Origin of the sequence: Amycolatopsis sp. (genome assembly GCF_025464955.1) — a bacterium.
Taxonomy (GTDB): domain Bacteria; phylum Actinomycetota; class Actinomycetes; order Mycobacteriales; family Pseudonocardiaceae; genus Amycolatopsis.
Map to the genome: position 1 here is coordinate 45,154 of NZ_JAODNM010000008.1, position 24,144 is coordinate 69,297.

At 66.5% G+C, this 24,144-nt stretch carries 28 protein-coding genes, 5 tRNA genes and 1 pseudogene; 16 read left to right on the plus strand and 18 right to left on the minus strand.

The window, feature by feature from the left end; translation table 11 throughout:
• Positions 1-208 precede the first annotated feature (208 nt).
• The 9 genes and pseudogenes from JWQ81_RS00960 (at position 209) to JWQ81_RS00995 (ending at position 4,101) form a co-directional block, all read left to right on the plus strand.
• Positions 209-571 carry a hypothetical protein gene (locus tag JWQ81_RS00960; protein ID WP_297536814.1) on the plus strand — a complete coding sequence of 121 codons (363 nt, stop codon included), beginning with the start codon at positions 209-211 and terminating at the stop codon, positions 569-571.
• Positions 568-804, plus strand: coding sequence for a hypothetical protein (locus tag JWQ81_RS00965; protein WP_297536815.1), 237 nt, complete (start codon positions 568-570; stop codon positions 802-804). The genes JWQ81_RS00960 and JWQ81_RS00965 overlap by 4 nt, the downstream gene beginning before the upstream one ends.
• Positions 801-1,223 carry a hypothetical protein gene (locus JWQ81_RS00970; protein WP_297536816.1) on the plus strand — a complete coding sequence of 141 codons (423 nt, stop codon included), beginning with the start codon at positions 801-803 and terminating at the stop codon, positions 1,221-1,223. The genes JWQ81_RS00965 and JWQ81_RS00970 overlap by 4 nt, the downstream gene beginning before the upstream one ends.
• A gap of 105 nt (positions 1,224-1,328) precedes the next feature.
• Positions 1,329-1,592 carry a hypothetical protein gene (locus JWQ81_RS00975; protein ID WP_297536817.1) on the plus strand — a complete coding sequence of 88 codons (264 nt, stop codon included), beginning with the start codon at positions 1,329-1,331 and terminating at the stop codon, positions 1,590-1,592.
• A 17-nt stretch (positions 1,593-1,609) separates the two neighbouring features.
• Complete coding sequence (locus JWQ81_RS00980) at positions 1,610-2,332, plus strand: hypothetical protein (protein WP_297536818.1); 723 nt, start codon at positions 1,610-1,612, stop codon at positions 2,330-2,332.
• Between the two features lie 266 nt (positions 2,333-2,598).
• Positions 2,599-2,997 carry a hypothetical protein gene (locus JWQ81_RS00985; RefSeq protein WP_297536819.1) on the plus strand — a complete coding sequence of 133 codons (399 nt, stop codon included), beginning with the start codon at positions 2,599-2,601 and terminating at the stop codon, positions 2,995-2,997.
• 10 nt (positions 2,998-3,007) lie between these two features.
• Complete coding sequence (locus JWQ81_RS00990) at positions 3,008-3,487, plus strand: hypothetical protein (RefSeq protein ID WP_297536820.1); 480 nt, start codon at positions 3,008-3,010, stop codon at positions 3,485-3,487.
• Positions 3,408-3,854: pseudogene (locus JWQ81_RS44740) on the plus strand (hypothetical protein); the annotation flags it as partial. The gene JWQ81_RS00990 and the pseudogene JWQ81_RS44740, both read left to right, overlap by 80 nt.
• Positions 3,855-3,873: 19 nt before the next feature.
• Entirely contained in the window at positions 3,874-4,101 is a 228-nt protein-coding gene (locus JWQ81_RS00995) for a hypothetical protein (RefSeq protein ID WP_297536821.1), read from the plus strand.
• Between the two features lie 151 nt (positions 4,102-4,252).
• Here JWQ81_RS00995 and JWQ81_RS01000 read toward each other — a convergent pair.
• The 6 genes from JWQ81_RS01000 to JWQ81_RS01025 all read right to left on the minus strand — a co-directional run bounded on the left by JWQ81_RS01000 (position 4,253) and on the right by JWQ81_RS01025 (position 5,374).
• Positions 4,253-4,327 (minus strand) — tRNA-Arg (locus JWQ81_RS01000).
• A gap of 13 nt (positions 4,328-4,340) precedes the next feature.
• Positions 4,341-4,412, minus strand: a tRNA-Gln gene (locus JWQ81_RS01005).
• A gap of 34 nt (positions 4,413-4,446) precedes the next feature.
• Positions 4,447-4,908, minus strand: a complete 462-nt coding sequence (locus JWQ81_RS01010) for an HNH endonuclease (RefSeq protein ID WP_297536822.1) — start codon at positions 4,906-4,908, stop codon at positions 4,447-4,449.
• A 48-nt stretch (positions 4,909-4,956) separates the two neighbouring features.
• Positions 4,957-5,034, minus strand: a tRNA-Leu gene (locus JWQ81_RS01015).
• 12 nt (positions 5,035-5,046) lie between these two features.
• A tRNA-Glu gene (locus JWQ81_RS01020) sits at positions 5,047-5,119 on the minus strand.
• 182 nt (positions 5,120-5,301) lie between these two features.
• Positions 5,302-5,374, minus strand: a tRNA-Arg gene (locus tag JWQ81_RS01025).
• Positions 5,375-5,861: 487 nt separating this feature from the next.
• On the opposite strand from JWQ81_RS01025, the gene JWQ81_RS01030 reads away from it, so the two are divergent.
• Together JWQ81_RS01030 and JWQ81_RS01035 are read left to right on the plus strand one after the other, a co-directional pair.
• Positions 5,862-6,260 (plus strand): MmcQ/YjbR family DNA-binding protein, encoded by a 399-nt coding sequence (locus JWQ81_RS01030; protein WP_297536849.1) that lies wholly within the window; start codon positions 5,862-5,864, stop codon positions 6,258-6,260.
• A gap of 111 nt (positions 6,261-6,371) precedes the next feature.
• Positions 6,372-6,689, plus strand: a complete 318-nt coding sequence (locus JWQ81_RS01035) for a hypothetical protein (RefSeq protein WP_297536823.1) — start codon at positions 6,372-6,374, stop codon at positions 6,687-6,689.
• A 48-nt stretch (positions 6,690-6,737) separates the two neighbouring features.
• Here the strand turns inward: JWQ81_RS01035 and JWQ81_RS01040 are convergent, their stop codons facing one another.
• The 4 genes from JWQ81_RS01040 to JWQ81_RS01055 all read right to left on the minus strand — a co-directional run bounded on the left by JWQ81_RS01040 (position 6,738) and on the right by JWQ81_RS01055 (position 10,885).
• Positions 6,738-7,550 carry an NBR1-Ig-like domain-containing protein gene (locus JWQ81_RS01040; RefSeq protein WP_297536824.1) on the minus strand — a complete coding sequence of 271 codons (813 nt, stop codon included), beginning with the start codon at positions 7,548-7,550 and terminating at the stop codon, positions 6,738-6,740.
• Positions 7,551-7,637: 87 nt separating this feature from the next.
• Positions 7,638-8,555, minus strand: a complete 918-nt coding sequence (locus JWQ81_RS01045; protein ID WP_297536825.1) for a LysR family transcriptional regulator — start codon at positions 8,553-8,555, stop codon at positions 7,638-7,640.
• A gap of 285 nt (positions 8,556-8,840) precedes the next feature.
• Entirely contained in the window at positions 8,841-9,794 is a 954-nt protein-coding gene (locus tag JWQ81_RS01050; protein WP_297536850.1) for a TIGR01777 family oxidoreductase, read from the minus strand.
• 146 nt (positions 9,795-9,940) lie between these two features.
• The gene (locus JWQ81_RS01055; RefSeq protein WP_297536826.1) at positions 9,941-10,885 is read right to left on the minus strand and encodes an ATP-dependent DNA ligase; all 945 of its coding nucleotides are present in this window, start codon (positions 10,883-10,885) and stop codon (positions 9,941-9,943) included.
• Positions 10,886-11,050: 165 nt separating this feature from the next.
• Between JWQ81_RS01055 and JWQ81_RS01060 the strand changes: the two genes are divergently transcribed.
• From JWQ81_RS01060 to JWQ81_RS01075, 4 genes are all read left to right on the plus strand, one after another.
• Positions 11,051-11,692: a DedA family protein gene (locus JWQ81_RS01060; RefSeq protein ID WP_297536827.1), complete on the plus strand. Its 642-nt coding sequence runs from the start codon at positions 11,051-11,053 to the stop codon at positions 11,690-11,692.
• A 103-nt stretch (positions 11,693-11,795) separates the two neighbouring features.
• Positions 11,796-13,496 carry a putative Ig domain-containing protein gene (locus JWQ81_RS01065; protein ID WP_297536828.1) on the plus strand — a complete coding sequence of 567 codons (1,701 nt, stop codon included), beginning with the start codon at positions 11,796-11,798 and terminating at the stop codon, positions 13,494-13,496.
• Between the two features lie 239 nt (positions 13,497-13,735).
• Entirely contained in the window at positions 13,736-14,278 is a 543-nt protein-coding gene (locus JWQ81_RS01070) for a hypothetical protein (RefSeq protein WP_297536829.1), read from the plus strand.
• A gap of 329 nt (positions 14,279-14,607) precedes the next feature.
• On the plus strand, positions 14,608-15,447 hold the full coding sequence (locus JWQ81_RS01075; RefSeq protein ID WP_297536830.1) for an alpha/beta hydrolase: 840 nt from the start codon (positions 14,608-14,610) through the stop codon (positions 15,445-15,447).
• A gap of 13 nt (positions 15,448-15,460) precedes the next feature.
• Here JWQ81_RS01075 and JWQ81_RS01080 read toward each other — a convergent pair whose 3' ends face one another.
• The 3 genes from JWQ81_RS01080 to JWQ81_RS01090 are packed head-to-tail and all read right to left on the minus strand — an operon-like array spanning position 15,461 to position 17,084.
• Positions 15,461-16,432, minus strand: coding sequence for an NAD(P)-dependent alcohol dehydrogenase (locus tag JWQ81_RS01080; RefSeq protein WP_297536831.1), 972 nt, complete (start codon positions 16,430-16,432; stop codon positions 15,461-15,463).
• Positions 16,429-16,662: a helix-turn-helix transcriptional regulator gene (locus JWQ81_RS01085; protein ID WP_297536832.1), complete on the minus strand. Its 234-nt coding sequence runs from the start codon at positions 16,660-16,662 to the stop codon at positions 16,429-16,431. Before JWQ81_RS01085 ends, JWQ81_RS01080 begins: the two co-directional genes overlap by 4 nt.
• Positions 16,656-17,084: a hypothetical protein gene (locus JWQ81_RS01090; RefSeq protein ID WP_297536833.1), complete on the minus strand. Its 429-nt coding sequence runs from the start codon at positions 17,082-17,084 to the stop codon at positions 16,656-16,658. The genes JWQ81_RS01085 and JWQ81_RS01090 overlap by 7 nt, the downstream gene beginning before the upstream one ends.
• A 142-nt stretch (positions 17,085-17,226) precedes the next feature.
• Between JWQ81_RS01090 and hypF the strand changes: the two genes are divergently transcribed.
• A complete protein-coding gene (gene hypF, locus JWQ81_RS01095) occupies positions 17,227-19,551 on the plus strand; it encodes a carbamoyltransferase HypF (protein ID WP_297536834.1) in 2,325 nt (774 codons plus the stop codon).
• A gap of 148 nt (positions 19,552-19,699) precedes the next feature.
• On the opposite strand, the gene JWQ81_RS01100 is transcribed toward hypF, so the two are convergent.
• The 5 genes from JWQ81_RS01100 to JWQ81_RS01120 all read right to left on the minus strand — a co-directional run bounded on the left by JWQ81_RS01100 (position 19,700) and on the right by JWQ81_RS01120 (position 23,470).
• Complete coding sequence (locus tag JWQ81_RS01100) at positions 19,700-20,308, minus strand: response regulator transcription factor (RefSeq protein ID WP_297536835.1); 609 nt, start codon at positions 20,306-20,308, stop codon at positions 19,700-19,702.
• Positions 20,305-21,435 (minus strand): histidine kinase, encoded by a 1,131-nt coding sequence (locus JWQ81_RS01105; RefSeq protein ID WP_297536836.1) that lies wholly within the window; start codon positions 21,433-21,435, stop codon positions 20,305-20,307. The genes JWQ81_RS01100 and JWQ81_RS01105 overlap by 4 nt, the downstream gene beginning before the upstream one ends.
• A 34-nt stretch (positions 21,436-21,469) precedes the next feature.
• Complete coding sequence (locus JWQ81_RS01110; RefSeq protein WP_297536837.1) at positions 21,470-21,883, minus strand: hypothetical protein; 414 nt, start codon at positions 21,881-21,883, stop codon at positions 21,470-21,472.
• Between the two features lie 171 nt (positions 21,884-22,054).
• Complete coding sequence (locus tag JWQ81_RS01115) at positions 22,055-22,648, minus strand: class F sortase (RefSeq protein WP_297536838.1); 594 nt, start codon at positions 22,646-22,648, stop codon at positions 22,055-22,057.
• A gap of 6 nt (positions 22,649-22,654) precedes the next feature.
• The gene (locus JWQ81_RS01120) at positions 22,655-23,470 is read right to left on the minus strand and encodes a choice-of-anchor P family protein (RefSeq protein WP_297536839.1); all 816 of its coding nucleotides are present in this window, start codon (positions 23,468-23,470) and stop codon (positions 22,655-22,657) included.
• Positions 23,471-24,144: the final 674 nt, after the last annotated feature.

Consider the following 24,144-nt stretch of genomic DNA (forward strand, 5'->3'; position numbering starts at 1 on the left):
AAGCATCCGATCGCACGTCCTGTAATGATAGTAGCGAATTCGGATGTTTCTCATCGAGGATTCGTTGTGAGTCTTGCATATTTGAGCTTGCCGGTGGTTCACTCACGACCGGTAGCAATCGAACGGCTACCCCACGAATGTTCGCCCGGTGACGCTGCGACCCCGACGCCGTCACCGGGCGGGCTCACCAGCAAAAGGGGTTCATGGGATGACTGCGCTTCTTGACGACGACATACCGCCGCTGCTCGCGCTCCGGCCACTGGCCTACGGCTACATGCGCGTGCCCTGCGACATTCCCGACGGCAAGGTGCGCCGGATGGAGCTCGAAATGCAGCGCTTCGCCGAACGGCAGGGCTGGTGTCTGGCGGCGATCTTCTACGAGTTCGTCTGTGGCGTGCATGATGCGTTCGAGGAACTGGTCGAGGAGTTGCAACGGGCCGACGCGCACCACGTCGTCATCCTGACGTACCGGCACTTGGCGCGGAGTCCACTGCTCCAGAACAGCTTGTTACAGCGGTTGGAGTTCGACGCCCACGCCGAAGCCGTCGAACTGGTGGAGACCGTCGCATGACTACTTCGACGACTGGAAGCCCCAAAGCCGCGAGGCCGCCACTCGGCAACCGAGCGGGCCGCCGGGCGTTCGCCACCAAACTCAAAATCGCCTACGAGGCTGGGGCGACGACGTACACCTTGGCCGCTGAACACGAGTTGGCCGTCCACACCGTTTGGCGGCTGCTCAAGGAAGTCGACACCGTCATGCGGCCGACCGGCCCGGCCCCGGCGCGAAAGAGGCGTCAAGGATGACCGCGGACGCCTTCCCCGACCTGCAGCTGCTTGCCAAGAAGCTGCTCCAGCTGCCGCCTGCCGAACCTCCGGCCACAGCTCAAATGGTCTACGGCTACGTGCGTACCCGCGCGCTGCAATCGGCCCACGCCTACGCTAACGCGTGCGCCGACCTCCTGACCTGGTGGAGCGTGGCCAGCGGCATGTGCCTGGGCACCGTCTTTCGTGACCAGGGTGTGGCCAGTACAGCTCTCATCCGTCCGGGGTTCACCGGACTGCTGGATGTACTGCGGCTGCCGGACAGCGCCTGCGCACTCGTCATCGACCGCACGCACCTCTCGGCCTTCTCCGCCATCGCCAAGCAACTAACGGCGGACATCCGGCGAACTGGCTCCACGGTGCGCATCTTGGCCGACGAGCTGAGCGAGGTGACGGCATGAACCGCCAAACGGGCGATTTCGGCGTATCCCGGTAAAAGGTTCGTTCATGCCCTCCCCGAGGACGCGAGCATAGGCCTCAAAACAGGCCAGAAACTCCTTCGTGGCATGCCGTACGTCGGCAGCCTCGTCACCGCCGGGACCGAAGCGTTCAGCGCCGCGAAGGGCGAGCAGAGCTGGGGTAAGGCGGCCGCCGACACTGGCGGCATTATCGCCGGTGGCGCGCTCGGCGGCATCGGCTCCAGTGCCCTGGCCGGCGCGCTCGCCGGAGCACCACTCGGCCCAGTCGGCTCGTTCGTCGTGGGTACGGCCGGTGGGATCGCCGGAGCCATCGGCGGGCAAGCTGTTGCGGATTGGCTAGTGCCGAATTGAGCGAGAGGTCAGAGCACGTGACACCCCATCCACCTGCGGGTGACGAGCCACCGTTGGAGAGCCTGCCGCCGCGCCCCGACAGCGAGATCGGTGAACCGTTCCCGCCGCACGGCCTGTCCTACATGCGCGGCGACGCCCCCGCCCCTGAGTTTGACCCGAACCGTGAACGGCGACTGTCGCGGAAGCCGCTGCCACCGCCCGGGCTCGGCCCGGTCCTAGCGTGGCACCGGGAAAGTCCTCGGGGCAAGGTTGTCCTCGTTCTGAGTGGTGTCGGGTTGATGCTGGTCATCGTGGCCGCGATCTCCGTTTTCAGCGGGAGCGGACTGTCGGCGTTCACCTATTGGCAGATGTGGGTGTTCGTCGTCATCGGCACCGTGCTGATGTCCAGCCCATTCAGCTCCATGACCTATGCCGCAGGAGCCGACTGGCTTCTAGTCGAACAGGTCCGCTGGGGCATCAAGAAGCGCATGTGGGTGGATCTGTACGAGCTGACCAAAATTGACGCTTCTTACGGCGGCACTACGTTCCACCTGTGGCTCTACGACAAGGACCTCGGGTTCGGCCGAAGTCTCGAAGAACTCCAGCGCGACCGCAAAATCTGGGACCTCGTCTACAACGGGATCTTGCATTCGGTCGCCAACGGTGCCCAGGTCAGCATCCAGGCCATCGGCATCCTCAAGCTGAACGAGACTCCGGCACTGCGGCTGCGGGAGTCCGCTCGGTCCTCTGGCGACGAGTAGGCCAGAACCCGGCACTGCCGACGACGACGGCGCGCGCCGAAGGTGCGAATACTCGCGGCCATGGCTCAAGGTAGGTACCGTCTTGACGTGGCAAATCGCGAATTGCTCGGCCTCAACACTGTTCACCTACCCGAGGCTCTCCAGCATGCCGTCCAGCGTGGGAAGGTCTTCACACGCTGCTGGGTGGACGAGGGAATCCTCGCCATGGCGGGTTACATGACCGACCGTGATCTTGCTGATCCTTCACCGAGGAGAGCAGTTCATCAATGAACCTAGAAGACAAGCTGGCCGGTTGGACCGGTCCGTCGAGCACAAGCGAGCAGGAGAAGCAGGAGCGCACCGAACGCATGATCCGCGAGGCCGTGAAGAATCACGAGCCCTTCGCCGACTGCGACCTGAAGGTCTACGCCAAAGGTTCGTGCGCCAACAATACCAACGTTAGAGCTGACAGCGACGTAGATGTCGCAGTCGAGTGTACGGATCTCCGTTACTGGGACGAGGCAAGCCCCGGGGCACATCCCTCCGGCAGTGGGTCCTATGAGGGTATATGGACACCGGCGAAGCTCCGCTCAGAACTCGGTGCCGCCCTAGAGAAGAAGTTTCCCAAACAGGTTGACTCGTCAGGATCCCGCATTCCGAATCAATTCGAACACTGCTCGCGTTGATGCAGACGTCGTGCCGTGTTTTGACTATCGCTACTATTTTTCTGCCAGTAGCTACAGAGATGGAACGAAGGTCTTCAAGAAGGACGGAACCACACTCGTCAACTACCCCGATCAGCAACTTGCAAACGGCCGACAGAAGAACACGAAGACGAATAAGTACTACAAGAAGACCGTCCGCATCATGAAGCGTGTTGAGAACGCGATGGTCAAGGACGGTGGGCATCGCGAGGTTCCGTCGTTCTTTGTTGAGTGTCTTGTCGACAACTGCCCGAACGCCATCTTCCGGCGCTCAACGTGGACCGAGACCGTCAGCGGCATCATCCTACACGCCTGGCAAGAACTCGACGGTGATGAGCCCACGGTTGAGGACGATCGTTGGCTCGAAGTTAACGAATTCAAGTATCTCTTCCATGGCGGTCAGGACTGGGCCCGCACTGACGGGCGTGACTTTGTCAAAGCCGCCTGGAATTACCTGGGGTACGCATCGTGAAGCAGAATATCGTCGTCCGCGTCATAGCTGCGATCGTTGTACTCGTCTTCGTCGTTGGAACCTGGTACAGAGCGGACAGTTAAACTTCGGTTGGTTGAAATTCTTCTCCGCAGCGGTTCTTGTTGCGACCGTCGTCTTGACACTGTGGGATCTGTGGCTATGGAAGTTCCACCTTGCCCAGTTGGCGCCGGGAGTTCCACGCTATATACACGGGACTTGGCAAGGAGTGCTAACAACCTTCTGGGTCAACCCAACAACCGGGCAGCGACCAGTACCCAAGACCGTGTATCTCGTCGTTCGCCAGACTGCAACGCTAGTATCCGTCAAGTTGCTCACCAACGAGTCGCGGTCCTCGTCATCGCTGGCAGCCGTTTCGGCCATCGACGGTGCTCATCGGGATCAACGGAGCGACCGCCAGCTCCGACACGCAACATCTCGACTGGACCGGATTCAGCCAGGGCCAGCGGACCGCCATCCTGATCGCCATCATTGGCGCTGTGGCAATGACCGTCGAAATTCAGGGCGAAGCATTTACCTATCCTGCGCGAATCACTGAAGACGTCGACGGGCAAGCCACCTCGTCCCGCCGTCGTACAGGCGCTCCGTTGGGGTAGAAACTCTTGACTCGGCGTCATCCGGTTGATCTTGAAACGTGGCCTAGCGAGTGCGTGGCCTCATCAGCCTGGTAGGCCTGGATGAGCTTCTGGCTCTCCTCTGACGTGAGTCGTTGAGCGTTGTGCGAGGTACGGCTCGCGGTTGGGACTTTGGTGCCCTCGGCAGGAGTCGAACCTGCGTCTCCGGCTTCGGAGGCCGGTGTCGTTTCCGCTGGACCACGGGGGCTTGCATCGTTGCGCTGTCCCGCCAGGAATCGAACCTGGACCGACGGATTCAGAAACCGCCATGCTGCCGGTTACACCACAGGACAAAGCAGGACACAGCAGGAGTAGGACGCCCGCCGGTTACGCCGCGAGCGCCTCGAGCTGGGTCCAGCTCGGGACGTACGGGGTGACCCGCAGGCGCATCCCGGCCTCTTCCGGAAGCCGGTCGGCCTTGCGTGCGTTGCAGCTGCGAGAGTTTCCGCCGCACGCTGCCACGGTGTTCAGCCAGCAGGTCCGCCGGCCGCCGCGGCTGAGCGGGACGATGTGGTCGACGGTGTCCGCGCGGCGCCCGCAGTAGGCGCACTGGTGCCCGTCACGGCGCAGCACCCCTCGACGGGACCACGCGGGTTGTCGGCTGTAGCGCCATTTCATCACCACATAGCGCAGCAGCCGCACGACCCGCGGCCGGGGGAACAGCCCGAAGGTGAGGTCCGCCTCGGCCTCGTGGACCTCGGCCACCTGCCGGACCAGCATCCGGATGGCGTGGGGGACGGACACCTTCTGAAGCGGCTCGAAGCTCGCGTTGAGTACCAGGACGTCCATGTGGATCACCTCCTTCGAACTGATCGGTCGGCTGAACGGGTGGGTACGTGCCCCCCGAGGGATTCGAACCCTCACTGTCACGGGTCTGAGCCGTGTGCCTCTGCCGAGGTGTTGGGCTAGAGGGGCAGGTTGGTGCGGCAGCGCGTGCGGGGGTCGAACCCGCGTTGCCGGATCGAGAATCCGATGTCCTGGCCGGTTGGACGAACGCGCCTTGTCTGTCTGTCTTGCCTGTCGGTGCCGTCGGATACCCGCGAGTCGAACGCGGTGTCTTCCACTCCCAAGGTGGATGGGTTTCCGTCTCCCTCGTACCCGTGGTTGGTCTGGAACCGGCCCGGTCGGCCCACGTGGCTCACTCGCCACGTGCGGCCCGCCGGTCTGCGCCGGTGCCAGCAGTGCCCCCACCAGGACTCGAACCTGGAACCTCGGCGTTCGTAACGCCGCGCTCTGTCCATTGCGCTATGGGGGCGGGTGTTGTGTGTTCGGTCGAACAATTGTCAGGAAAAGGGCGCGCCGGTGGGAGGAGTCGAACCCGCCGGGAGATGGTGTTGGAGACCATTCCGCTTCCGAAGCGCACCGACAAAGAATAGTTCTGTGAATAAAAGTGCTCGCAAAAGAAAGAGCCGCCCTGATCGGTTTCCCGATGGGCGGCTCCCTGGTCCGTGACGGATATCTACGTCACGGTGGGGAGCCTGTGCTGGTCAGGGGCTCGTGTTCGACGGGGAGTCGGTATGCCGACTGCCACGCGATGACGATCACGGCGTCGAACGGTCGCCGCTGCAATCCTCGCTCTCGCATGTTCGTCAGCATCTTTTTCTCCTCGTTCGGTGTTTGTTGTTTCCATCATGCAGGGTGGCGGGAACCGCGTCAACGACTTTATCGGAAATCGCGTAATTTACCTTTGTCGCCGGAGGTCGAGGTGGCGACCGGGCAGGGTGAGGAGGTAGGAAGTGCCCATGACACCCGAGGACATCGCCGGTTTCGCGCTCGAGTTCGCCCAGGTCACCGAGGAGCAGCCGTTCGGTCCCACCGTGGACGTCTACAAGGTGGCCGGCAAGGTCTTCGTCATCCTGGCGCCGGACGGGACGCCGCCGACGGTCAGCCTCAAGTGCGAACCGGGGCTCGCCATTCACCTGCGTGAGCACTACGACGCGGTCACCCCTGGCTACCACCTGAACAAGCGGCACTGGAACACCGTCGCCCTCGACGGGAGCGTTCCGGAGGACGAGATCAAGGAGATGGTCGAGCATTCCTATCGCCGCGTGGTCGCCGGGTTACCCAAGTCGGTGGGACGGCGACTGGTGCTGCTCAGCGATCTCCGCCTGGACCGCCACGTCGAGGGCGGTGCGCTGTAAGAGGTTCGTGTCAGACACTGTAAGACCTGGTCAGACGCCTACCGGACACTGGCGGCCAGCCGGAAGATCGTTCCTGCCAGACAGGAATTCGAGCAGGAACGAGATCCACACATGAACCGAGTGACCAAGGCTGTCGCCGCCCTGGCCGTCCTCCCGGCCATCGCGTTCGCCGTGACCGGCACGGCTTCGGCCGCCCCCGCGCAGCCTGCCTCCAAGCACACCGGCACGGCCGGCTGCTTCAACTGGTCGTGGGCCGACGGCACCTCCACGACGACCGTCTACTACCACAACACGTGCAACCACTCGGAGCAGATCCACATCTGGTGGCAGGTCTCCAGCACTGTGGAGCGGCTGCACGCGCCGACCGTCGCCGCCGGCGCCAAGGGGCACGTCAAGGAAGACGGCAAGGTCAAGTCCATCGACGACTGACGTCGACGAGGTAGCCCCCGGCCGGGGCATACTGCTCCGGCCAGGGGCTCAGGGCACGGCGTTGACGAGCACGTACACCGGGCGCGAGCTGCCGAAGAACTGCGCACCGCGCACGTCGACCATCTTCCAGCCGATCCAGCAGCTCGTCGGCGCCGCCGGAGCCTGGACGGTCACGCTGATCATCACCTTCTCACCGGGCGCGGTGTCGCCGATCGCGACCCGGTCCGGAGTGTGGCAGGTGGTCGGCATCGCGGGGAGGTCCATCCGCTGCAGGTATCGGCCCTGCCAGGTGACCTTGCCGGTGTTCTGGATTTCCCAGACCTTCACCACGCTCTGGTTCAGTTTGAGCGCGGAGCCGTCGGGCACCGTGACGTCGGCGATGAACTTGGTCGCGTCGCCCGCAACCCGCGGGCCGGTGGGCGGCTGTACGGGGGAGGGCCCGGCCAAGGCGACCATATTGTCGACTCCCGGTCGCGCCGCCACGACGATCGCCACCACCACGGCCAGTACCAGGGCGGCCGCGCTCACCAGGGTCCGCGGCATTCGGGCAGGCCGCGGGACGAGGGCCTGGTCCGCGGGTGCCGGCTCGGGTTCGTTGTCGCCCTTTGCCGCGTTCCACCGCGCCCGCCAAGACTCTTCCGGTTGGTCGCAGGCTTTGACGAACTCCCTTGTCGTTTCCCACGAGGGAAACCGCGACCCGGTGGCGGCTTCGTGCAGCGTCGCGTGGGAGATGCAGCCGGACTTCTCGGCCATCTTCCGGAACGACGGGTTTCCGGCGTCCTCACGGAGCTGCCGCAGTTCGGCGGCGAAGAGGCGCCGGCGGTCTTGCGCCGCGTCGGCTGGCACCTCATCGTTGCCCATGGCGACTCTCCTTGTGCTGTTGCCCCGATCTGACGACCCCGAAAACTACTTGATCGTCACCGCTTTCGGGAGCCCTTGTTCGCCTGGTCACACCCCAGATTCCGGCACGTCGACCGCGTCGCCGGCGGTCTGGACCACTGTGCGGAGCCAGGAGTGCGCGGGGTCGTTGGTGAGCCGGGGATGCCAGATCACCCCATAGGGGAAACGGCAGAACTCGGTGGGCGCCTCGGCGATCCGTATCCCGTCGTCGTCGGCGTGCAGCCGAGCGAAACGCCTGGGTAGCGTGGCGATCAACGTCGTTTCGGGCAGCGCTGTCACGGCCGCGGCGAAGTAGGGGACACGCAGTGAGGACGGCGGCTGGATGCCCAGCTCGCCGAGGCGCCGGTCCACGAGCATGTTCTCGGCCTGCATGACCACCACGCTGGCGTGCGGGTAGGCCGCGAGGTCGTCGAGCTCCAGCCGATCGGCGGTGACCGGGTGATCGCGCGAAAGCACGCAGACGAAGTCCTCCTCGAACAGCGTCTGCCAGCGCAGGGGCGCCGGGGGCTTCACCGGCGACAACGCCAGGTCCACCCGCCCTCGCTCGACGTCGTCGAAGGTGTGCGGACTGAGCGGCTCCATAGTCAATGACAGGTGCGGAGCCTGGTGGAACAGCTGCCGGAACAGGCCTGGGCCGAGTACCGCGGGCACGTAGTCGGTGCACTGGACACGCACGGTGTCGGTGGCCGTGCCTGGGTCGAAGTCGTTGCCGCGGACGAGGGACCGCAGCCGCGGCATGACGGCTTGGAGCTCCCGCTGGATCGCGCGGGCGCGAGGGGTGAGCTCGTAGCCGGTCCCGGTGCGCACCAGCAGTTCGTCGCCGAAGGTGTCACGGAGCCTTGCCAGCGTCCGGCTCATCGCCGACTGGCTGAGGTGGAAGCGGGCGGCGGCGCGCGACACGTGACGTTCCTCGAGGAGGACGTCGAGCGCCTTCAGCAGGTTGAGGTCCGCGTTGTCGATATGCACGGGACGCATGCTAGTCGCCAACGGTGTGCGTCGCACGCACAGTCGGCAACCGCAACTCGCCGTCGAGTTGCGATCGTTGCAGACGCTCAGTACCGCAACTCGCCGTCGAGTTGCGAGATGAAGTTCGTTCTAGCTGTCGGCGCTGGCGCGGGTTATCGCCGAGGAATCGGGCGCTCCCGAAGGCGACGTCGCGTGTGCCGCGCTGGCCCGGTTCGCGCTGGAAGCCCGCGACCTCGTCCGGCAGCGAGTCCCACGCCCAGCTGACCGAGTCCCACGTTGGGAACGCTACGAGCCTGGGTTCCCGCTGAGCCGCACGAGGTCCGCGGCCGCGCTCGGCCAATCGGGGAAGTCGAAGGAGAAACCCTCGGCGACAAGACGGCCTGGGACCACCCGGCGGCTTTTGAGCAGCAGCTCGGTGTCGGACCGCATCGCGAAGGCGCCTAGCTCGGTCATCCACCTGGTCGCGGGAAGGCCGATCGGGATTCGCCGTGCGGCCCGCAGCACGCGCATGAACTCGCGGTGTGGCAAGGGGTTTGGCGCGGCCAGGTTGACCGGACCGGCGAGGTCTTCGCGGTCCAGGAGCAGGACAACGGCGCGGAGCAGGTCCAGGTGGTGGATCCACGAGACGTACTGGGCGCCGCCGGCGACCGGGCCGCCGAGACCGAGGCGGACCATCCGCAGCAGCACGTCGAAGACGCCGCCGCGATAGGGGTCCATCACCATGGCCGCCCGCAGTGCGACCTTGCGTGTCTCCGGGGTTTCCGTCCGTTCCTGTTCAGCTTCCCAGGCTTTGGCGATGTCGACGCTGTACGCCCAGTAGCCCGGGACGCCCGTCTCGTCGCCGCCGAGGATGCCGGTCGCTTCGTCGTTGGGGGCGTCGAACCGGTGCGCGTAGATCGTGGCCGTGCTCATCTGCAACCAGACGCGCGGTGGTTCGGCCGCCTGGCGGATGGCTTCGCCGACCGCGCGGGCGGAATCCACCCGCGAGTCCATCATCTCCCGCAGGTTCGCGTCGGTGTAGCGGCAGCTCACGCTTCGGCCGGCGAGGTTGATCACCGCGTCGCACCCGTCGACTTCGGCTGCCCAAGTCCCGGCGGTGTGGCCGTCCCAGCGAACGTGCCGAATCCCGGCGCTGGATTCGCGACCGTCCTGGCGGCCCACCACGACGACGTCGTGCCCCCGATCGGCGAGCGACTGGCTCAGGTACCTGCCGATATGCCCGGTGCCGCCGGGTAGCATGATCTTCACGAACACCCCCGCGCCGGCCCCGTTCGTGACCGGCAATGTGAAGCTAGCAGCGGGTTTGACCGTTTTCGGCCCAGGTGCGGGACGTCACGGCGTTGCAGCGTCGGCGGGTGGCTCACACGTGGCTGGGGTCACCACCGCTACTCGCGGCGGGCCTTGGCTCGGCGCTTGCCTTCGTGCATCGCCTGGACCCGGGCCACCGGGATCTCGTGCCCCTCCGCGACCAGATCGGCGCCGAGGTGCTGTGGGGCGGGCATGGTGTCGGCCCATGGATCGCTGTCGGCGAGCAGCGCGAGCGCGGAATGCACGGTGAAGTCGGCAGGCGTGACGTTCTCCAGATCCGTCCACGCCACGGGGAACGACACCGGCAAGCCCGGCCGCACGCGCGGGCTGTAGGCAGCGGCGACCGTGGCGCCTCCGGCGCGGGTCGAATCGAGGAACACCTTGCCTTGGCGGTCCTCCAGGATGTACGCCGTGGTAACGAGAGCCGGGTCGATCCGCTCGGCGCGAGCCGCGAGGGCGCGGGTGGCGGCCGCGACGTCTGCGGGCTCGGTTTCCTCGATCGGGACGAAGACGTGGACACCCTTCGCGCCGCTCGTCTTGACCGCGCCCGAGAGCCCGGCGTCGGTGAGTGCCTGGCGCACCAGCAGCGCGGCCGCGACCGCTGCCGTGAACGTGTCGCCCGGTGGGGGGTCGATGTCCATGATCAGGTGGGTGGGCCGGTCGCGGCTCTCGGCGAGCGCCAGTGTCGCGTGGTACTCGATGGCCCGTTGGTTGGCGAACCACAAGAGCGTGCGGCGGTCGTCGCAGAGCGCGTAGTTCACCTCGCGGTGGGACGCCTCGGCCCACACCGGTACCCGCCGGACCCACTCCGGGGTGTACTTCGGCAGGTTCTTCTGCATGAACGGCTTCTGCCCGCGCAGCACCCTGATCACCGACAGCGGCCGGCCACGCAGTCCCGGCAGGATTCGGTCGCGCACGGCGTCGAGGTAGTCCACCAGGTCCCGTTTGGTCGCGCCCGCGCCCTCGAACAGCGATTGGTCGAGGTTGGTCAGCGGTACGCCGTCCCGCTCGTCACTGCTCATCCGCTCACCCTGCCGACCAGGAACGCCCAGGTCAACCTGAGTTCGTCGTCGGTGCGCACGCGGGGGAACAGGTGGGACCGGCTCTGGTCGCAAGCGCTGCAGGTAAAGCCGGTTTTAACCTTCCGCGTGCCGATCATTTACTGGCGGCTTTCTAGCGTCGGGGGTGTGCAGATACTCGCGGTAAACGTCCTGGACTCGCGCTCGTTGCTGACCGGCCTCGGTGCGCTCGGTGTCTTCCTTGTGCTGTTCGCGGAGACAGGGTTGCTGATCGGATTCTTCCTGCCCGGTGACTCGCTGTTGTTCACCGCGGGGGTGCTCGCGGCGACCGGGACCTTGTCGGGCGGGTCCTCGCTGGTGTCGTTGATTCTCGCGGCGGTGTTCGGCGCACTGGTGGGTGCGCAGGTGGGGTACGTGATCGGCCTTCGCGGTGGGAAGGCGATGCTCGCGAGGATCCGCCGCAAGCGGGTACACGAAGGCGTCGACCGCGCGGCGGCGATGCTGGAGAAGTATGGCTACGGCAAGGCGATCGTGTTGGCCCGGTTCATTCCGGTCGTGCGCACGGTGCTGAACCCGCTGGCCGGGATCGTGGGCGTGCCCGCGCGGACGTTCGCGCTGTGGCAGACGGTGGGCGGGCTGGTGTGGACGGTCGGGGTGATCATGGCCGGGTACGCGCTGGGTTCTTCGGTGCCGAACATCGACACCTACCTGCTGCCGATCGTGGCGGTGGTCGTGCTGCTGTCGCTGAGCCCGTTGCTGATCGAGGTCCTGCGGTCCAGGCGCGCGAAGCGAAAGAGCGCGGGAATTTAACCTTCTGTTGTCCCTTTCCAACCCTGCGGCACTAGCTTTCCCCGCTGTGAATCGACACCCTGGATCGGTTGAATACCAACACTTTCCGACCTCAGGAGTGCTCGTGAAAGCACGGAGTTCCCTACTAACGGCCCTAGCCACCGGACTGGTTTTCAGTTCGGTGGCGGTACTCCCGCCCGCGGCGGACGCCGCGCCCCACGCGGCCGCTGCTGTCCAGCATCGGGTGCTGTTCGACAACACGAAGGCCGAGACGGCCGGAAACGCCGATTGGATCATCAGTACCAGCATCCCGGACCCGACTGGCCAGAACCCTTCCCCGTCAACGGATACGGACTGGACCGGAGCCATCTCCTCCTGGGGTGTCGCGCTGCAGAAGACCGGGCAGTACAGCCTCAAGACGCTCGGCACCGGCAACTCGATCACCTACGGCACCACGTCGAACCCGCTGGACCTGGCGAACTTCGACACCTTTGTGCTGCCAGAGCCCAATATCCTGCTCACCGCGGCGGAAAAGACCGCGGTGATGAAGTTCGTCCAGGCCGGCGGTGGGCTGTTCCTCATCTCCGACCACACCGGCAGCGACCGCAACAACGACGGCAAGGACTCGCCGGCGATCATCAACGACCTGCTGACCAACAACGGGGTCGACAACTCCGACCCGTTCGGGTTCTCGGTCGACCTGAAGAACATCGCCAGCGACCACCCGGTTGCCGTCACCGACGCGGCCAACCCCGTCCTGAACGGCGCGTTCGGGACGGTGCGGCACAGTCTCATCGCCAATGGCACCACGTTCACCCTCAAGCCTGCCGACAACCCTAACGTCAAGGGGCTCCTGTATCTGAGCACTGTCACACCCGGCAACACCGGCGCCTTCTTCGTCACCAGCACCTTCGGGTCGGGGCGGGTCGCCATCTGGGGTGACAGTTCCACCATCGACGACGGCACCGGGCAGCCGGGGAACACCCTGTTCAACGGCTGGGCCGACCCCACCGCCGACAACGCGGCACTGGGACTGAACGCGACAGCGTGGCTGGCTTCCGGCGCCACCGGCACTCCCGGCGGGGTCACCGTCAGCAACCCGGGCAACCAGACGACGGCCGCGGGCGCCGCTGTTTCGCTCCAGATCCAAGCCGCTGACAGCGCCGGTGGGACGTTGGCCTACTCCGCGTCGGGCCTTCCCAGCGGCCTGACGATCAACCGGACGACCGGTGTGATCAGCGGAACCCCGGCCACCTCGGGCAGCAGCACGGTCACCGTCACGGCGACCGACAGCACCGGACCGGTCGGGACCACCTCGTTCACCTGGTTGGTCGGTTCGACCGGCGGCTCCTGCACCCCAGCCCAGTTGCTCGGCAACCCGGGCTTCGAAACCGGCACCGCCGCGCCCTGGACGGCATCGGCGAAGGTCCTCGCCAACTCCGCCAAGGAGCCGACGCGGACCGGGACCTGGGACGCGTGGCTCGACGGCTACGGCACGGCCACGACCAACACACTGGCCCAGACGGTGAGCCTGCCCAGCGGTTGCTCGACCTACGCGCTGTCGTTCTGGCTTCACATCGACACCGCGGAAACGTCGAGCACCGTGTTTGACACGCTCGGTGTCCAGGTGCTCAACGGATCGGGGACCGTGCTCTCGACGTTGGCGAACTTCTCGAACGCCAACGCGGCGAGTGGGTACACCCAGCACACCTACAGTCTTGCGCCCTACGCCGGCCAAACCGTGACGTTGCGGTTCACCGGGGTCGAGGACAGTTCGGCGCAGACGTCGTTCGTAGTCGACGACACCGCCCTCAACGTGTCCTGACGATCTTGTGCGCTGTGGACTTCGCGAGGGCGAAGTCCGCAGCGCACGGGCAACACAATTTTTGCCGATAGCTCGCTTTTCGATAACCGGGCAGACTCGGTCAGACCGAAGTTCCGGGTTGTCTCCGGGGAATCCCCGATGGTGCCGGTGTTCGCCTGCCGAAAGGCTGGATTCGGTTAGCCGGCGGGGAAATCTCAGGACTCCGGCCGGAAGTCGAGGGCTATCGCCAGGAGTTTGTCATGCGTATAACGAGATTTGTGCCCGTGTTCGTCGCCGCGGCGGCTGTCGGCGGCCTGCTGACCGGCGATTTGGCGTCGGCGGCAGCGCCACTGGTGACCCCGGCGGCACGCACCGCTGTGCACCTCACCGACTACAGCGACAACGACGGGTCGACGTCCACGGTGATCCTCGCCGACGGTATCGGGGACTACGGGAAGGCGACCAGTGTGCACCCCGACGGCACGGTCGACCCGGAGCACAGCAGCCAACTCGACCTCGCGTTGACCCAGGGGTCGTTCCGCCTGGACATCGGCGGTCTTCACCAGAAGATCATCGACGCCTTCGCCGATTTCCCGGCCAACAAGAAGACGTGTTCGGGCACAGTGAACGTGACCGGGTGGACGCCGATCGTGGCGGGTTCCGGCACCGGGGCCTATCGGGGCATCCGCGGCGGCTTCACCCTGGCCGTCGCGATCGACGAGGTCGACCAGAAGCCCGCATGCACCGGGCTGCTGAACCAGACGATTGTGATCTCCGGTCCGGGGTCGGTGTCGACCGGTTAGTTCCGTATTCACAGGCTGGTTGACGTCGTCGAATGATCCGGTCCACCTTGTTCGCACACCGGTAAACCCGCCGGCTCGTGCTGACCGACGCCGGCGTACTCGATTCGATCAACACCACGCCGGCCGCCGACTTCTCCGGTGGAACGCCCTTCAACGGCATCTCCCCGGCAAATGGCTCGGTGACCGCCCAGTGGCCCGTGGCGTTGCCCCGGCATCGACCAGTCGGGGCAACGCCACTCGGCGAGCACTTCCGGGGCGCCTTGACAAGATTAAGACGACCGGTCATATTAAGAGAGCGAAGCACGCCACAGCGCCCAGGAGTGAATCCGATGACTTCAGTTTCGAACGAATCCATCCAGCCGCAGTTCCGCACCATCGACGGCGTGAAGGTCAGGTTCGCCGAGAGCGAGGACCGCGGGGATCACGCGCTCCTGCTGAGCCCGTGGCCGGAGAGCGTGTTCGCCTACGCGCCGACGTGGTCGCGGCTGGCCGAAAACACCCATCTGGTGGCCATCGACCTGCCCGGATTCGGCCATTCCGAACGTCGTGACGACTTGATGTCCCCGCGAGCGATGGGCGAGTTCCTCATCCGCGTCGCTGACGAGTTCGGGCTGGACCACCCGCACGTCGTCGGACCGGACGTCGGCACCAGTGCTTCACTGTTCGCCGCGGCCGCCCATCCAGGCAGGCTGCGCAGCCTGGTCATCGGGAGCGGTGGAGCGTCCTTTCCGCTGCAGCTCGGCGGTGCGCTGAAGGAGTGGGTCGAAATACCTGATCTGGCGGGCTATCGCGCCGCCGACCCGCGGGCGATCGTCGGCGTCGCGGTGTCGTCGTTCGCGCGGTACGAGGTTCCCGACGCGATCGCCGAGGACTACCTCTCGGGTTATGACGGTGACCGGTTCGTCGAGTCGATGCGGTATGTGCGTGCGTACCCGACCGAGCTCCCGATCTTGCGCGACCTGCTGCCGGGGATCGAGACGCCGGTGCTGCACATCTCCGGTAGCCGGGATGAGGTCGTGCCGACCGTCAACTCCGAGTACCTCCACGAGCGGCTGCCGCACAGCAAGCTCGACGTCCTGGACGTGGGGCACTTCACCTGGGAAGACGCCGCGGACGAGTACGCCGGGCTCGTCACGAGCTGGTGGGCAAAGGACCACCAGGCTGTCTGACCGGCCGGCAATATCACACGGTGAGGACGACCTTGCCGCGCGCATGTCCTTTGTGGACGTACCGGATGGCGTCGGCGGCTTCGTTGAGCGGATAGGTGCGGTCGATGACCGGGGTGAGTTCGCCGTTCTCGGCGGCCTGCCGCAGGAACTCCAGGTCCTCCTGACGCTGCGCGGCGAACAGACCGCGCAATCGCTGGCTGACGAACGGTGCCAGCAGGAGCGCCCGGAGAACGCGGTCGACGCCGCCGAACAGCCGGCCGGGCCCTTCGCCACCGACGATGACCAGGATTCCGCGCGGCCTCAGAGCCCGCCGGAGCTGGGACAGCGACCGGTTGCCCGCGGTGTCCAGGATGACCTCGTAGTGATGCTTCCCGTCGGCGAAGTCGGCACGGGTGTAGTCGATGACCTCGTCCGCCCCGATCGAGCGGACCAGGTCCGTCTTCTCCGTGCTGCACACGCCGGTGACGTGGGCTCCGAACGTCTTGGCCAGCTGCACGGCGAACGTTCCGACGCCTCCGGCGGCACCGATGACCAGGACTCGTTGGCCTGGCTGGACTTTCGCGGCGTCGCGAAGTCCTTGTAGGGCCGTGACAGCGGAGATGGGAACTGCGGCCGCCTGCGCGTACGTCAGGTTTGCCGGCTTTGGTGCGCACCTGTCCACGCGGACGCATGCGTACTCGGCGAAGGAGCCTTCGCAGGTGCCGAACACGTCGTCGCCCGGCTGGAACCGGGTGACGTCCGCGCCGACCACCTCGACGCACCCGGCGAAGTCCAGGCCGCGGACGCGCGCTTTGGGCGCGCGCAGTCCGTAGCCCATGAGGCGGGCCAGGTAGGGCAGGCCCGTGGTGAGGTGCCAGACGCCGGGGTCGACGCCGGCCGCGTGCACCCGCACGAGCACCTCACCCGGGCCCGCCACCGGTCTTTCGAGGTCGCTGAACTCGAGGACGTCGGGGGAGCCATATGTATTTTGGACCATGGCCTTCACAGTGTTTCTCCTGTGCTGTCCGGATACTGGAACACCTCTTCGAGCGGGACGCCGAAGAGGTGGGCGAGCTGGAACGCCATCTCGAGCGACGGCGAGTAGCGGCCCTGCTCGATGGCGATGACGGTTTGCCGCGTCACGCCGATGCGGTCGGCCAGCGCGGCCTGCGTCAGCTGACCATGCGCGAACCGAAGGGCTCGGATCGTGTTCGTGATCTTGGTCGGCTTCACCACGGCTGAAAACCTCGGCGGTAGGCGAAGATCTTGGCCGTCGACCCGAGGATCGCCGACAGCACGAACGCGAGGTAGACGGTGTTGGCGATCCAGAAGCCGTCGAAGTCGGCCATCGCCAGGCCCATCGCCGTGACCGCGCCGAGGACGACGAAGGAATGCCCGACGTACTCGCCGAACCGGCCGATCTCCCGATCGCGCTGGTCCTTTTTGGTGGCGTCACGCGGCGAGGTCATCGCGGCCACGGCGGTGAGCACGATGCCTGCCACGATCGCCGAGCCGACGCTCCACAACAGCGTTGACACGTACGGCACCTCGGCGAGCGGAGTCGCGCCCGCTCTCCCGAGGATGATGGCGAGGTAGGCCGCGTAGCCGCCGATCGCGACCACCGCCATGATCCACGCGCGCTTCTCTTCGACCGCCATGCCGCTCCGATGTTAAGAAAACTTGACATCGACGAATGTAAAGTAAACTCGACACGGTGTCAAACTTTTCTTACATACGTCGTGCTTGACAGGGTTGCCTGACTGCGGACCCTGATCAAGAATCAGGGCTGAGGTGTCGACGATGACGACCACAGTCCGGCCCGCAGGCAGCCCAGGAGACAACACTGAGCGCCGCCGGTTCACCCTGACCGGTGTGGTCCAGGGCGTCGGTTTCCGGCCGTTCGTCTACCGGGTGGCGACCGAACTCGGGTTGGTCGGCTTGGTGGGCAACGATTCTTTGTCGGTCTTCGCCGAAGTGCAGGGTCCGGTCGGGGCGATCGAGCGGTTCGCGCGGCGGCTCGTCGAGGAACTGCCACCGCTCGCGGAGGTCTCCGAGGTGCGAACCGAGGTGATCCCCGTCGTCTGCGAAGACGCCTTCGTCATCGTGGCCAGCCGGGGCGTCGAGGGCGCGAAAACCCCGATCCCGCCCGATATCGCGGTGTGCGCGGACTGCGTCGGCGAGCTGTTCGACCCGGCCGACCGGCGCTACCGGCATCCGTTCATCACCTGTACCAACTGCGGCCCGCGGTTCACCATCATCCGCGCGCTGCCGTACGACCGGCCGGCTACCACGATGGCGGACTTCCCGCTGTGCGCGCGGTGTGCGGCGGAGTACGAGGACCCGGCGGACCGGCGGTTCCACGCGCAGCCGGTGGCGTGCCCGGAGTGCGGGCCAACGCTGAGGTTCGGGGCCGACTCCGGCGATGAGGCCGTCGCTGCCGCGCAGCACGCCCTGGCCGAAGGCAAGATCGTTGCGGTCAAAGGGATCGGTGGTTATCACCTGGCCTGTCTTCCTGGCCGCGAAGACGCGGTCGCGTCCTTGCGTCGGCGTAAGGCACGCGGCGGCAAGCCGTTCGCGGTCATGGTTCGCGATCTCGCTGTCGCGCGGCGGTTCGTGCACATCGACGTCGCCGAGGAGACGGTGCTGACGTCCCCCGCGCGCCCGGTTGTCCTGCTCGGCCGCCGTGACGACGCCCCGGTGGTCGACGGCGTCGCGCCCGGCAGCCCCTGGCTCGGGGTGATGCTGCCGTACTCGCCGATCCACCATCTGCTGTTCGCTCCCGTTCCCGGCGCGGCGGCGCCCGTGCCGGACGCGCTGGTCCTGACCAGCGCGAACCTCTCCGACGAGCCGATCTGCTTCACCGACGACGACGAAGCCGCGCGGCTTCCGCGGCTGGCCGACGCCGTGCTCACCCACGATCGTCCGATCCACGTGCCGTGTGACGACTCGGTGGTCCGCGTGCTCGACGGTCATGAGCTGCCGATCCGCCGGTCGCGGGGGTATGCGCCGTTGCCGGTCGACCTCGGGCGCGAAGTCCCCGCGGTGCTGGCTGTCGGCGGGGAGCTGAAGAACACGTTCTGCGTCACCGACGGCCACCGCGCGTACTGCTCGGCGCATATCGGGGACATGGGTACCTGGGAGACCCTGCAGGCGTTCGAACGCTCGGTCGGCCAGCTGACCGGCATGCGCGCCGGCGAGCCCGAACGACTCGCCGCCGACCTGCACCCGTCGTATTTGACGCGCAGCTGGGCGGAACGCACCGTCGGCGACCGGCCGCTGGATCTCGTCCAGCACCACCATGCGCACGTCGTGTCGTTGCTCGCCGAGCATGGCAGGCTCGGGGACCCGATCGTCGGCGTTGCGTTCGACGGCACCGGTTATGGGACTGATGGCGCGATCTGGGGTGGGGAGATCCTGCTCCTCAGCACGGACACGCAGCGGTTCACCCGCGCGGGGCATCTGGCGCCGGTGGCGTTGCCTGGCGGGGACGCGGCGGTGCGCAATCCGTGGCGGATGGCGTTGTCGTACTTGACGTCCGCTGGGATCGAGTGGTCACCGGACCTGCCGCCGGTGGCCGCCGCGACACCCGCGGAACTGCGGCTGCTGGCTTCGCAGCTGGAGTCCGGTTTCGGATGTGTGCCGTGTACGAGCATGGGTCGGCTGTTCGATGCGGTGGCGTCACTGCTCGGTGTACGGCACCGGATTGCTTACGAGGGACAGGCCGCGATCGAGTTGGAGACTCTGGCGACGCAGGAACGCTCGTTGCCGCATCTTCGAATCGCCGTTCGTGACGGCATGCTCGACCCCGCCCCGCTGCTGGCTGGGCTTGTCGGTGGTCTTCGCCGTGGTATTCCGCAGGCTGTGCTCTCGGCGGCTTTTCATGTGGCCGTCGCCGATGCTGTCGGTGAGGTGGTGTCTGCTGTTGGGCAGGCGCACGGGGTGCGTACGGCCGGTTTGACTGGCGGGGTGTTCCAGAACGTGCTGCTGCTGCGGCTGTGCCGGTCGCGGTTGCGGGACAGGGGCTTTGAGGTGCTGACTCACCGGGTGGTCCCGCCCAATGACGGTGGGCTGGCCCTCGGACAGGCAGCCGTGTCAGCGTTACTCGCGCTCGAAGAGGAGCGATGACCTGCGTCCCCCGGCCTCCACCGCCCCGCAACTCGACGGCGAGTTGCGGTCTCTTAGAAACTAAGAGACCGCACAAAAACGCAAAAGTGGGAAGCTGGTGACCGCCGCTCGACCTCGACTAGCGATGACCCGCGACGCGCACCCGGCGTTACAGCCAGCCTCGTTGGTCTGCGACGCGTAGTGCTTCCATCCGGTTGCGAGTCGCGGTTTTGGCGATCGCGGCCGACAGGTAGTTCCGCACGGTTCCCTCTGACAGATAGAGCTTCGCGGCGATCTCGGCTACCGCGGCGCCCGAGCGTGCCGCGATGAGGACGTCGCGTTCCCGGGCAGTGAGCGGGGATTCGCCCGCTGCCAGCGTCGCCACCGCCAGCACCGGGTCGACGACACGTTCGCCGGTCATCACCCGGCGGATGGCGTCGGCGAGCACTTCGGCGCGCGCGTCCTTCACGACGAACCCGACGGCGCCGGCTTCCATGGCCCGGCGGAGGTAGCCCGCGCGGCCGAACGTCGTGAGGATGACCACGCGGCAGGCCGGCACCTGGGCGGCGAGGACGGCCGCCGCGGCCAGCCCGTCGAGGCCAGGCATCTCGATGTCGAGCAGCGCCACGTCGGGTTGTTCGGCAAGGGCCGCGTCGACGACTTCGTCGCCGCGGCCGACCGAGGCGACCACCCGGAAGTCCTCCTGCAGTTCGAGCAGGGCGCACAGCGCTTGCCGGACCAGTTCCTGGTCGTCGGCCAGCAGCAGGCGGATCGTCATGTCGGCTCGGCTTCCATTGGTTCGAATGATGCCCGCAGCCGCCAGCCCCGCGGGCTCACCGGTCCCGCTTCCAACCGGCCGCCGGCGGCCGCAACCCGTTCCCGCAGCCCGGTCAGGCCGTTCCCGGACGAACCCGGTCCGCCGGAACCGTCGTCGCGGATTTCCACTTCCGAAGTTGAAAGGCTGACCGTGCACCGGGTGGCCCGCGCGTGGCGAACGACGTTGGTGAGGCCTTCGCGCACAACCCAGCCGAACAGTTCCTGGTGGGCGACATCGACCATGTCGATCGCCGTGGGCAGGTCGGCCGTGACGCCCGCCGCGCGGAGCAGTTCCCTCCCGCGGGCGAGCTCACTCGCGACGGTGACGTCCAGGTAGCCCGACACCGCGGCCCGCATATCGGCGAGGGCTTGGCGGGATAACTCTTCGACCTCCGTGATCTCCTGGAGCGAGCGAGGCGAGCCGGCCTCGGCGAGTCGCCGAGCAAGGTCGCTCTTGACAGTGATGGCGGTCAGCGAGTGCCCGACCAGGTCGTGCAGGTCTCGCGCGATCCGGGCCCGCTCGGCCTCCGAAGCCAGCTGAGCGACCTCGGCGCGTGCTTCGACGAGGGCCCGGTTCGCGTACGTGGTCTCGGCGAACCCCAACACCAGTGCGACGGTGAACACGATCGTGATCGCCTGAAGCCAGCCTGGCCCGCTATGCCATGGCCGTACCGCCCACGGCACAACCAAGCTGGCGACGATCGCGAAGGCCACGACGGGTGCGATGTAACGCTTCATGCGTGCGGCAGCCAGTGAGACGACAACCGCGCACAGGAAGAAGGCGCCGGCCTGAGCGAACGGCAAGGCGGCGATGAACAGCAGGGTCATGACCCCGATCAGGACCCAGAAACGGGTCCAGGCGAGCCGGACTGTCGCGATGACTACTAGCACGTAAACGGCGGAGAACACGGCGATGATCGTGTATCCGGCAACGGCGGCCGACCCTCTCGAGTATTGAGGCACCTCGGTCGCGGTGATGACCGGGTAGATGAACATGCCCGCGGACAACAGCCGGCGTCGCCATCCGTCGGACCATGGCCGCTGGGCGACGGCCGGGAGATCGTCCGGCGCCTTCCTCGTTGCGCGCATCACCGCACGTTACCGCCCTCGCAGTCGTCGAGAACTAGTTGGCGGCGAACAGTGAGCGCAGGTGCTTGCCGTTGACGACCACGACGACGCCGATCAGGACCAGCCCGCAGACGGCCTGCTCGATCTTCAGCCAGACCGGGAAGGTGCCGGGCAGCGCGATGATGACGACGATGGCCACCACCATGGCCGCCGACGTGATCCGCACCCGGAGAAACCCCTTGCGGGAGCCGCGAGCCGCGCGGACGGCGAAGGACAACATCAGCAGCGACGTCGCGGCGACAATGGTTCCCCGCACCCAAACGGCCTGGTTCACCATCCCGGTGTGGTTGCGGAGCAGGACGATGGCCACGAGGGTGAGCAAGCTGAGCCCGAAGTAGCCGATGATGAGGATCTTCATACTGCGGAACGCCGTCAGGCTCCGCGGGTGGTTCAAGTCCTTTTCGGACATCGAGACAGGCTGTGCGCTCTGGGCGTTCATGGTGACCCTTTCCTGGCTGACGACCTTGACGAAGTCAATGATCGCCGCGGGTACCGGGGCGGTGTAGTGAGCTGGCGCATTGCCTGCCCATGACAAATGTCATGGGCAGGCAGGGGGAACCGGCGCTACGCAGGCAACCCGTCAGGTGAGGGTGGCGTAGACGATGATGTTGTCGAGGTAGTTGTGCGCGGCGGCGTCGAAAGCGCCGCCGCAGGTGATCAGCCGGAGCTCGGGGTCGGTCGTGTTGCCGTAGACGGCGTCGGTCGGGAACGAGCTCTTGGCGATCTGGTCGACTTTGGTGACGGTGAAGGTCAGCGTGCTGCCGTCCTGGCGGCCGACCTGCACCTTGTCGCCCTTCTTGACGTCGTGCAGCCGCCAGAAGATGCCCTTCTGATGGTTGCCGTCGATGTGGCCGAGCAGCACTGCCGGTCCGACCTGCCCCGGAGTCGGGCTGTGCTGGTACCAGCCGGCCTGCAGCGGCTGGTCGACCGGCGGGACCTGCACGGTCTTGTCCGGGTTGAGGCCCAGCTGGACCAGGGTCGAATGGACCGAGATGCTCGGCACGTCAAGCCAGGTGGGGATCGACTTGGCCAACCCCGCGGGGGCGGCGGGCGTGGTGGCCGGCGGCGGGGGAGCCGCGGGTGCGGCCGCGGTGTCCGCGCCGCAGCCGACCAGTGACAGGGTCGCCACCAGCGCCAGCAGCAAGGCGGCCCACCTGCGGGGAATGCTTGCCACGGGCGGTCAGTCCGCGATCACGGTCGCGAGGCTGCCGTCACCGGTCTGCGGCGCGCCGGCGGGGACGACGGTCACCTGGCCGGGGCCGGCGGGGACCGGCGTGACCGGGGCCGTCGGCGGGATGGTCGGCGGGGTGGTCGCTTCGCCGCAGGTCGCCGAGGCCAGCACGATGTCACCGCTGCCCAGCGCGTTGGTCAGGGTGCCGCCGAGCAGCTTGATGTGCAGTGCGTTGACGGTCAGGCTGCCGTCGCTGTGGTGGATCTGCTCGTTGACGATCACCTGCAGCACACCGGGGATGCCGAGGGCCAGGTTCGGCGGGGCGGCGACCGGGAGCTTGCCAATCCGGCCCAGATCGAGGCCGGCGATCTCGGAGCTGCCGGTGACGCCGTCAGCGGTGGAGGCGCACTTCGCGCTGATCACGCGGGCTTTCGGCGTACTTCCGGCGAGCGGCGCCAGCACGGGGAGCGTCGCGTCGACGATCGCGGCCGTCGCGGTGACGGCGCCGGTGTCCACGCTGTGCTTCGCGGTGCTCGTGACCGCCTTGGCCGTGAGTAGCCCCTTGGCCGGGAGGTCGACGATCGAGGCCGACACCGGTCCGGTCGTGACCGAGGGCGCCAGCTTGCCGGTGTCCACGGTCAATCCCTTGTCGCCCAGGACACCGGGAAGCAAGGACACACTGGCCGATGCGCCGTAGGCGGAACCGGTGCCGGGTGCGGCGGTTTCTGACGACACCGCCGCCGACGCTGTCGCCGAGGTGGCCACCAGTATCACCGTCGCGGCCAAGGCAGCCACACCCCCGGTACGCAGCACGTCTACCCGCATGAATTGTCCCTTCGAGAAGTCGGCAAACAAGTCGGAAAAGCCGCTCGTCGAAATTCCCCCATTCCCAGCGCAAACATGGGAACTAAATGCGGGCGCCGACGAGAGCGGCTGCAAAGGCAAGCTACCAAGCTGCCGTCCGGTCACAAAACAGTGACGACTCGGCGGCGCTACGCGCGGCCAGTGACAGTGGGCGGCACGAGCCGAAGGTCACTCGAACGAATGACATTCGCGGGCTGCACGGTGGTGGAGATGGTGGCTGACAGTGTCGAATTCGGCCAAACGGGGGCAGGATTTTCGGATCGACCACCTGGATAGGTGGTCATCGGAAGAAGTAAGCAGAAATACTCTCTGCAATGTGGCCATCACGAATAAGGCTCGCCTGTACTCGATGAACCGAGGTCGACGGGTTAATCCCGCATATCCCGTAATCGGCGAAACGAGAGGACTTTCCTGGGGTGATCTGGATCATAGAAGGCAACCTGATCTTCGGTGGTAACGAAATGTCCGGCGGATTCGACGGGCAAGAAAACCACCGCCGGCTCAGTGGTGAGGTCGCCATCCGGCCGGCTCGGGGAGCGAGATCGCACTGGACTGAGCCGACATCACCTGATCGCGCCGGTGTGCCAGAAATCTCCGGGACCTCCAGGCGCGGAGGTAGACCTGCCCGGGGGAGC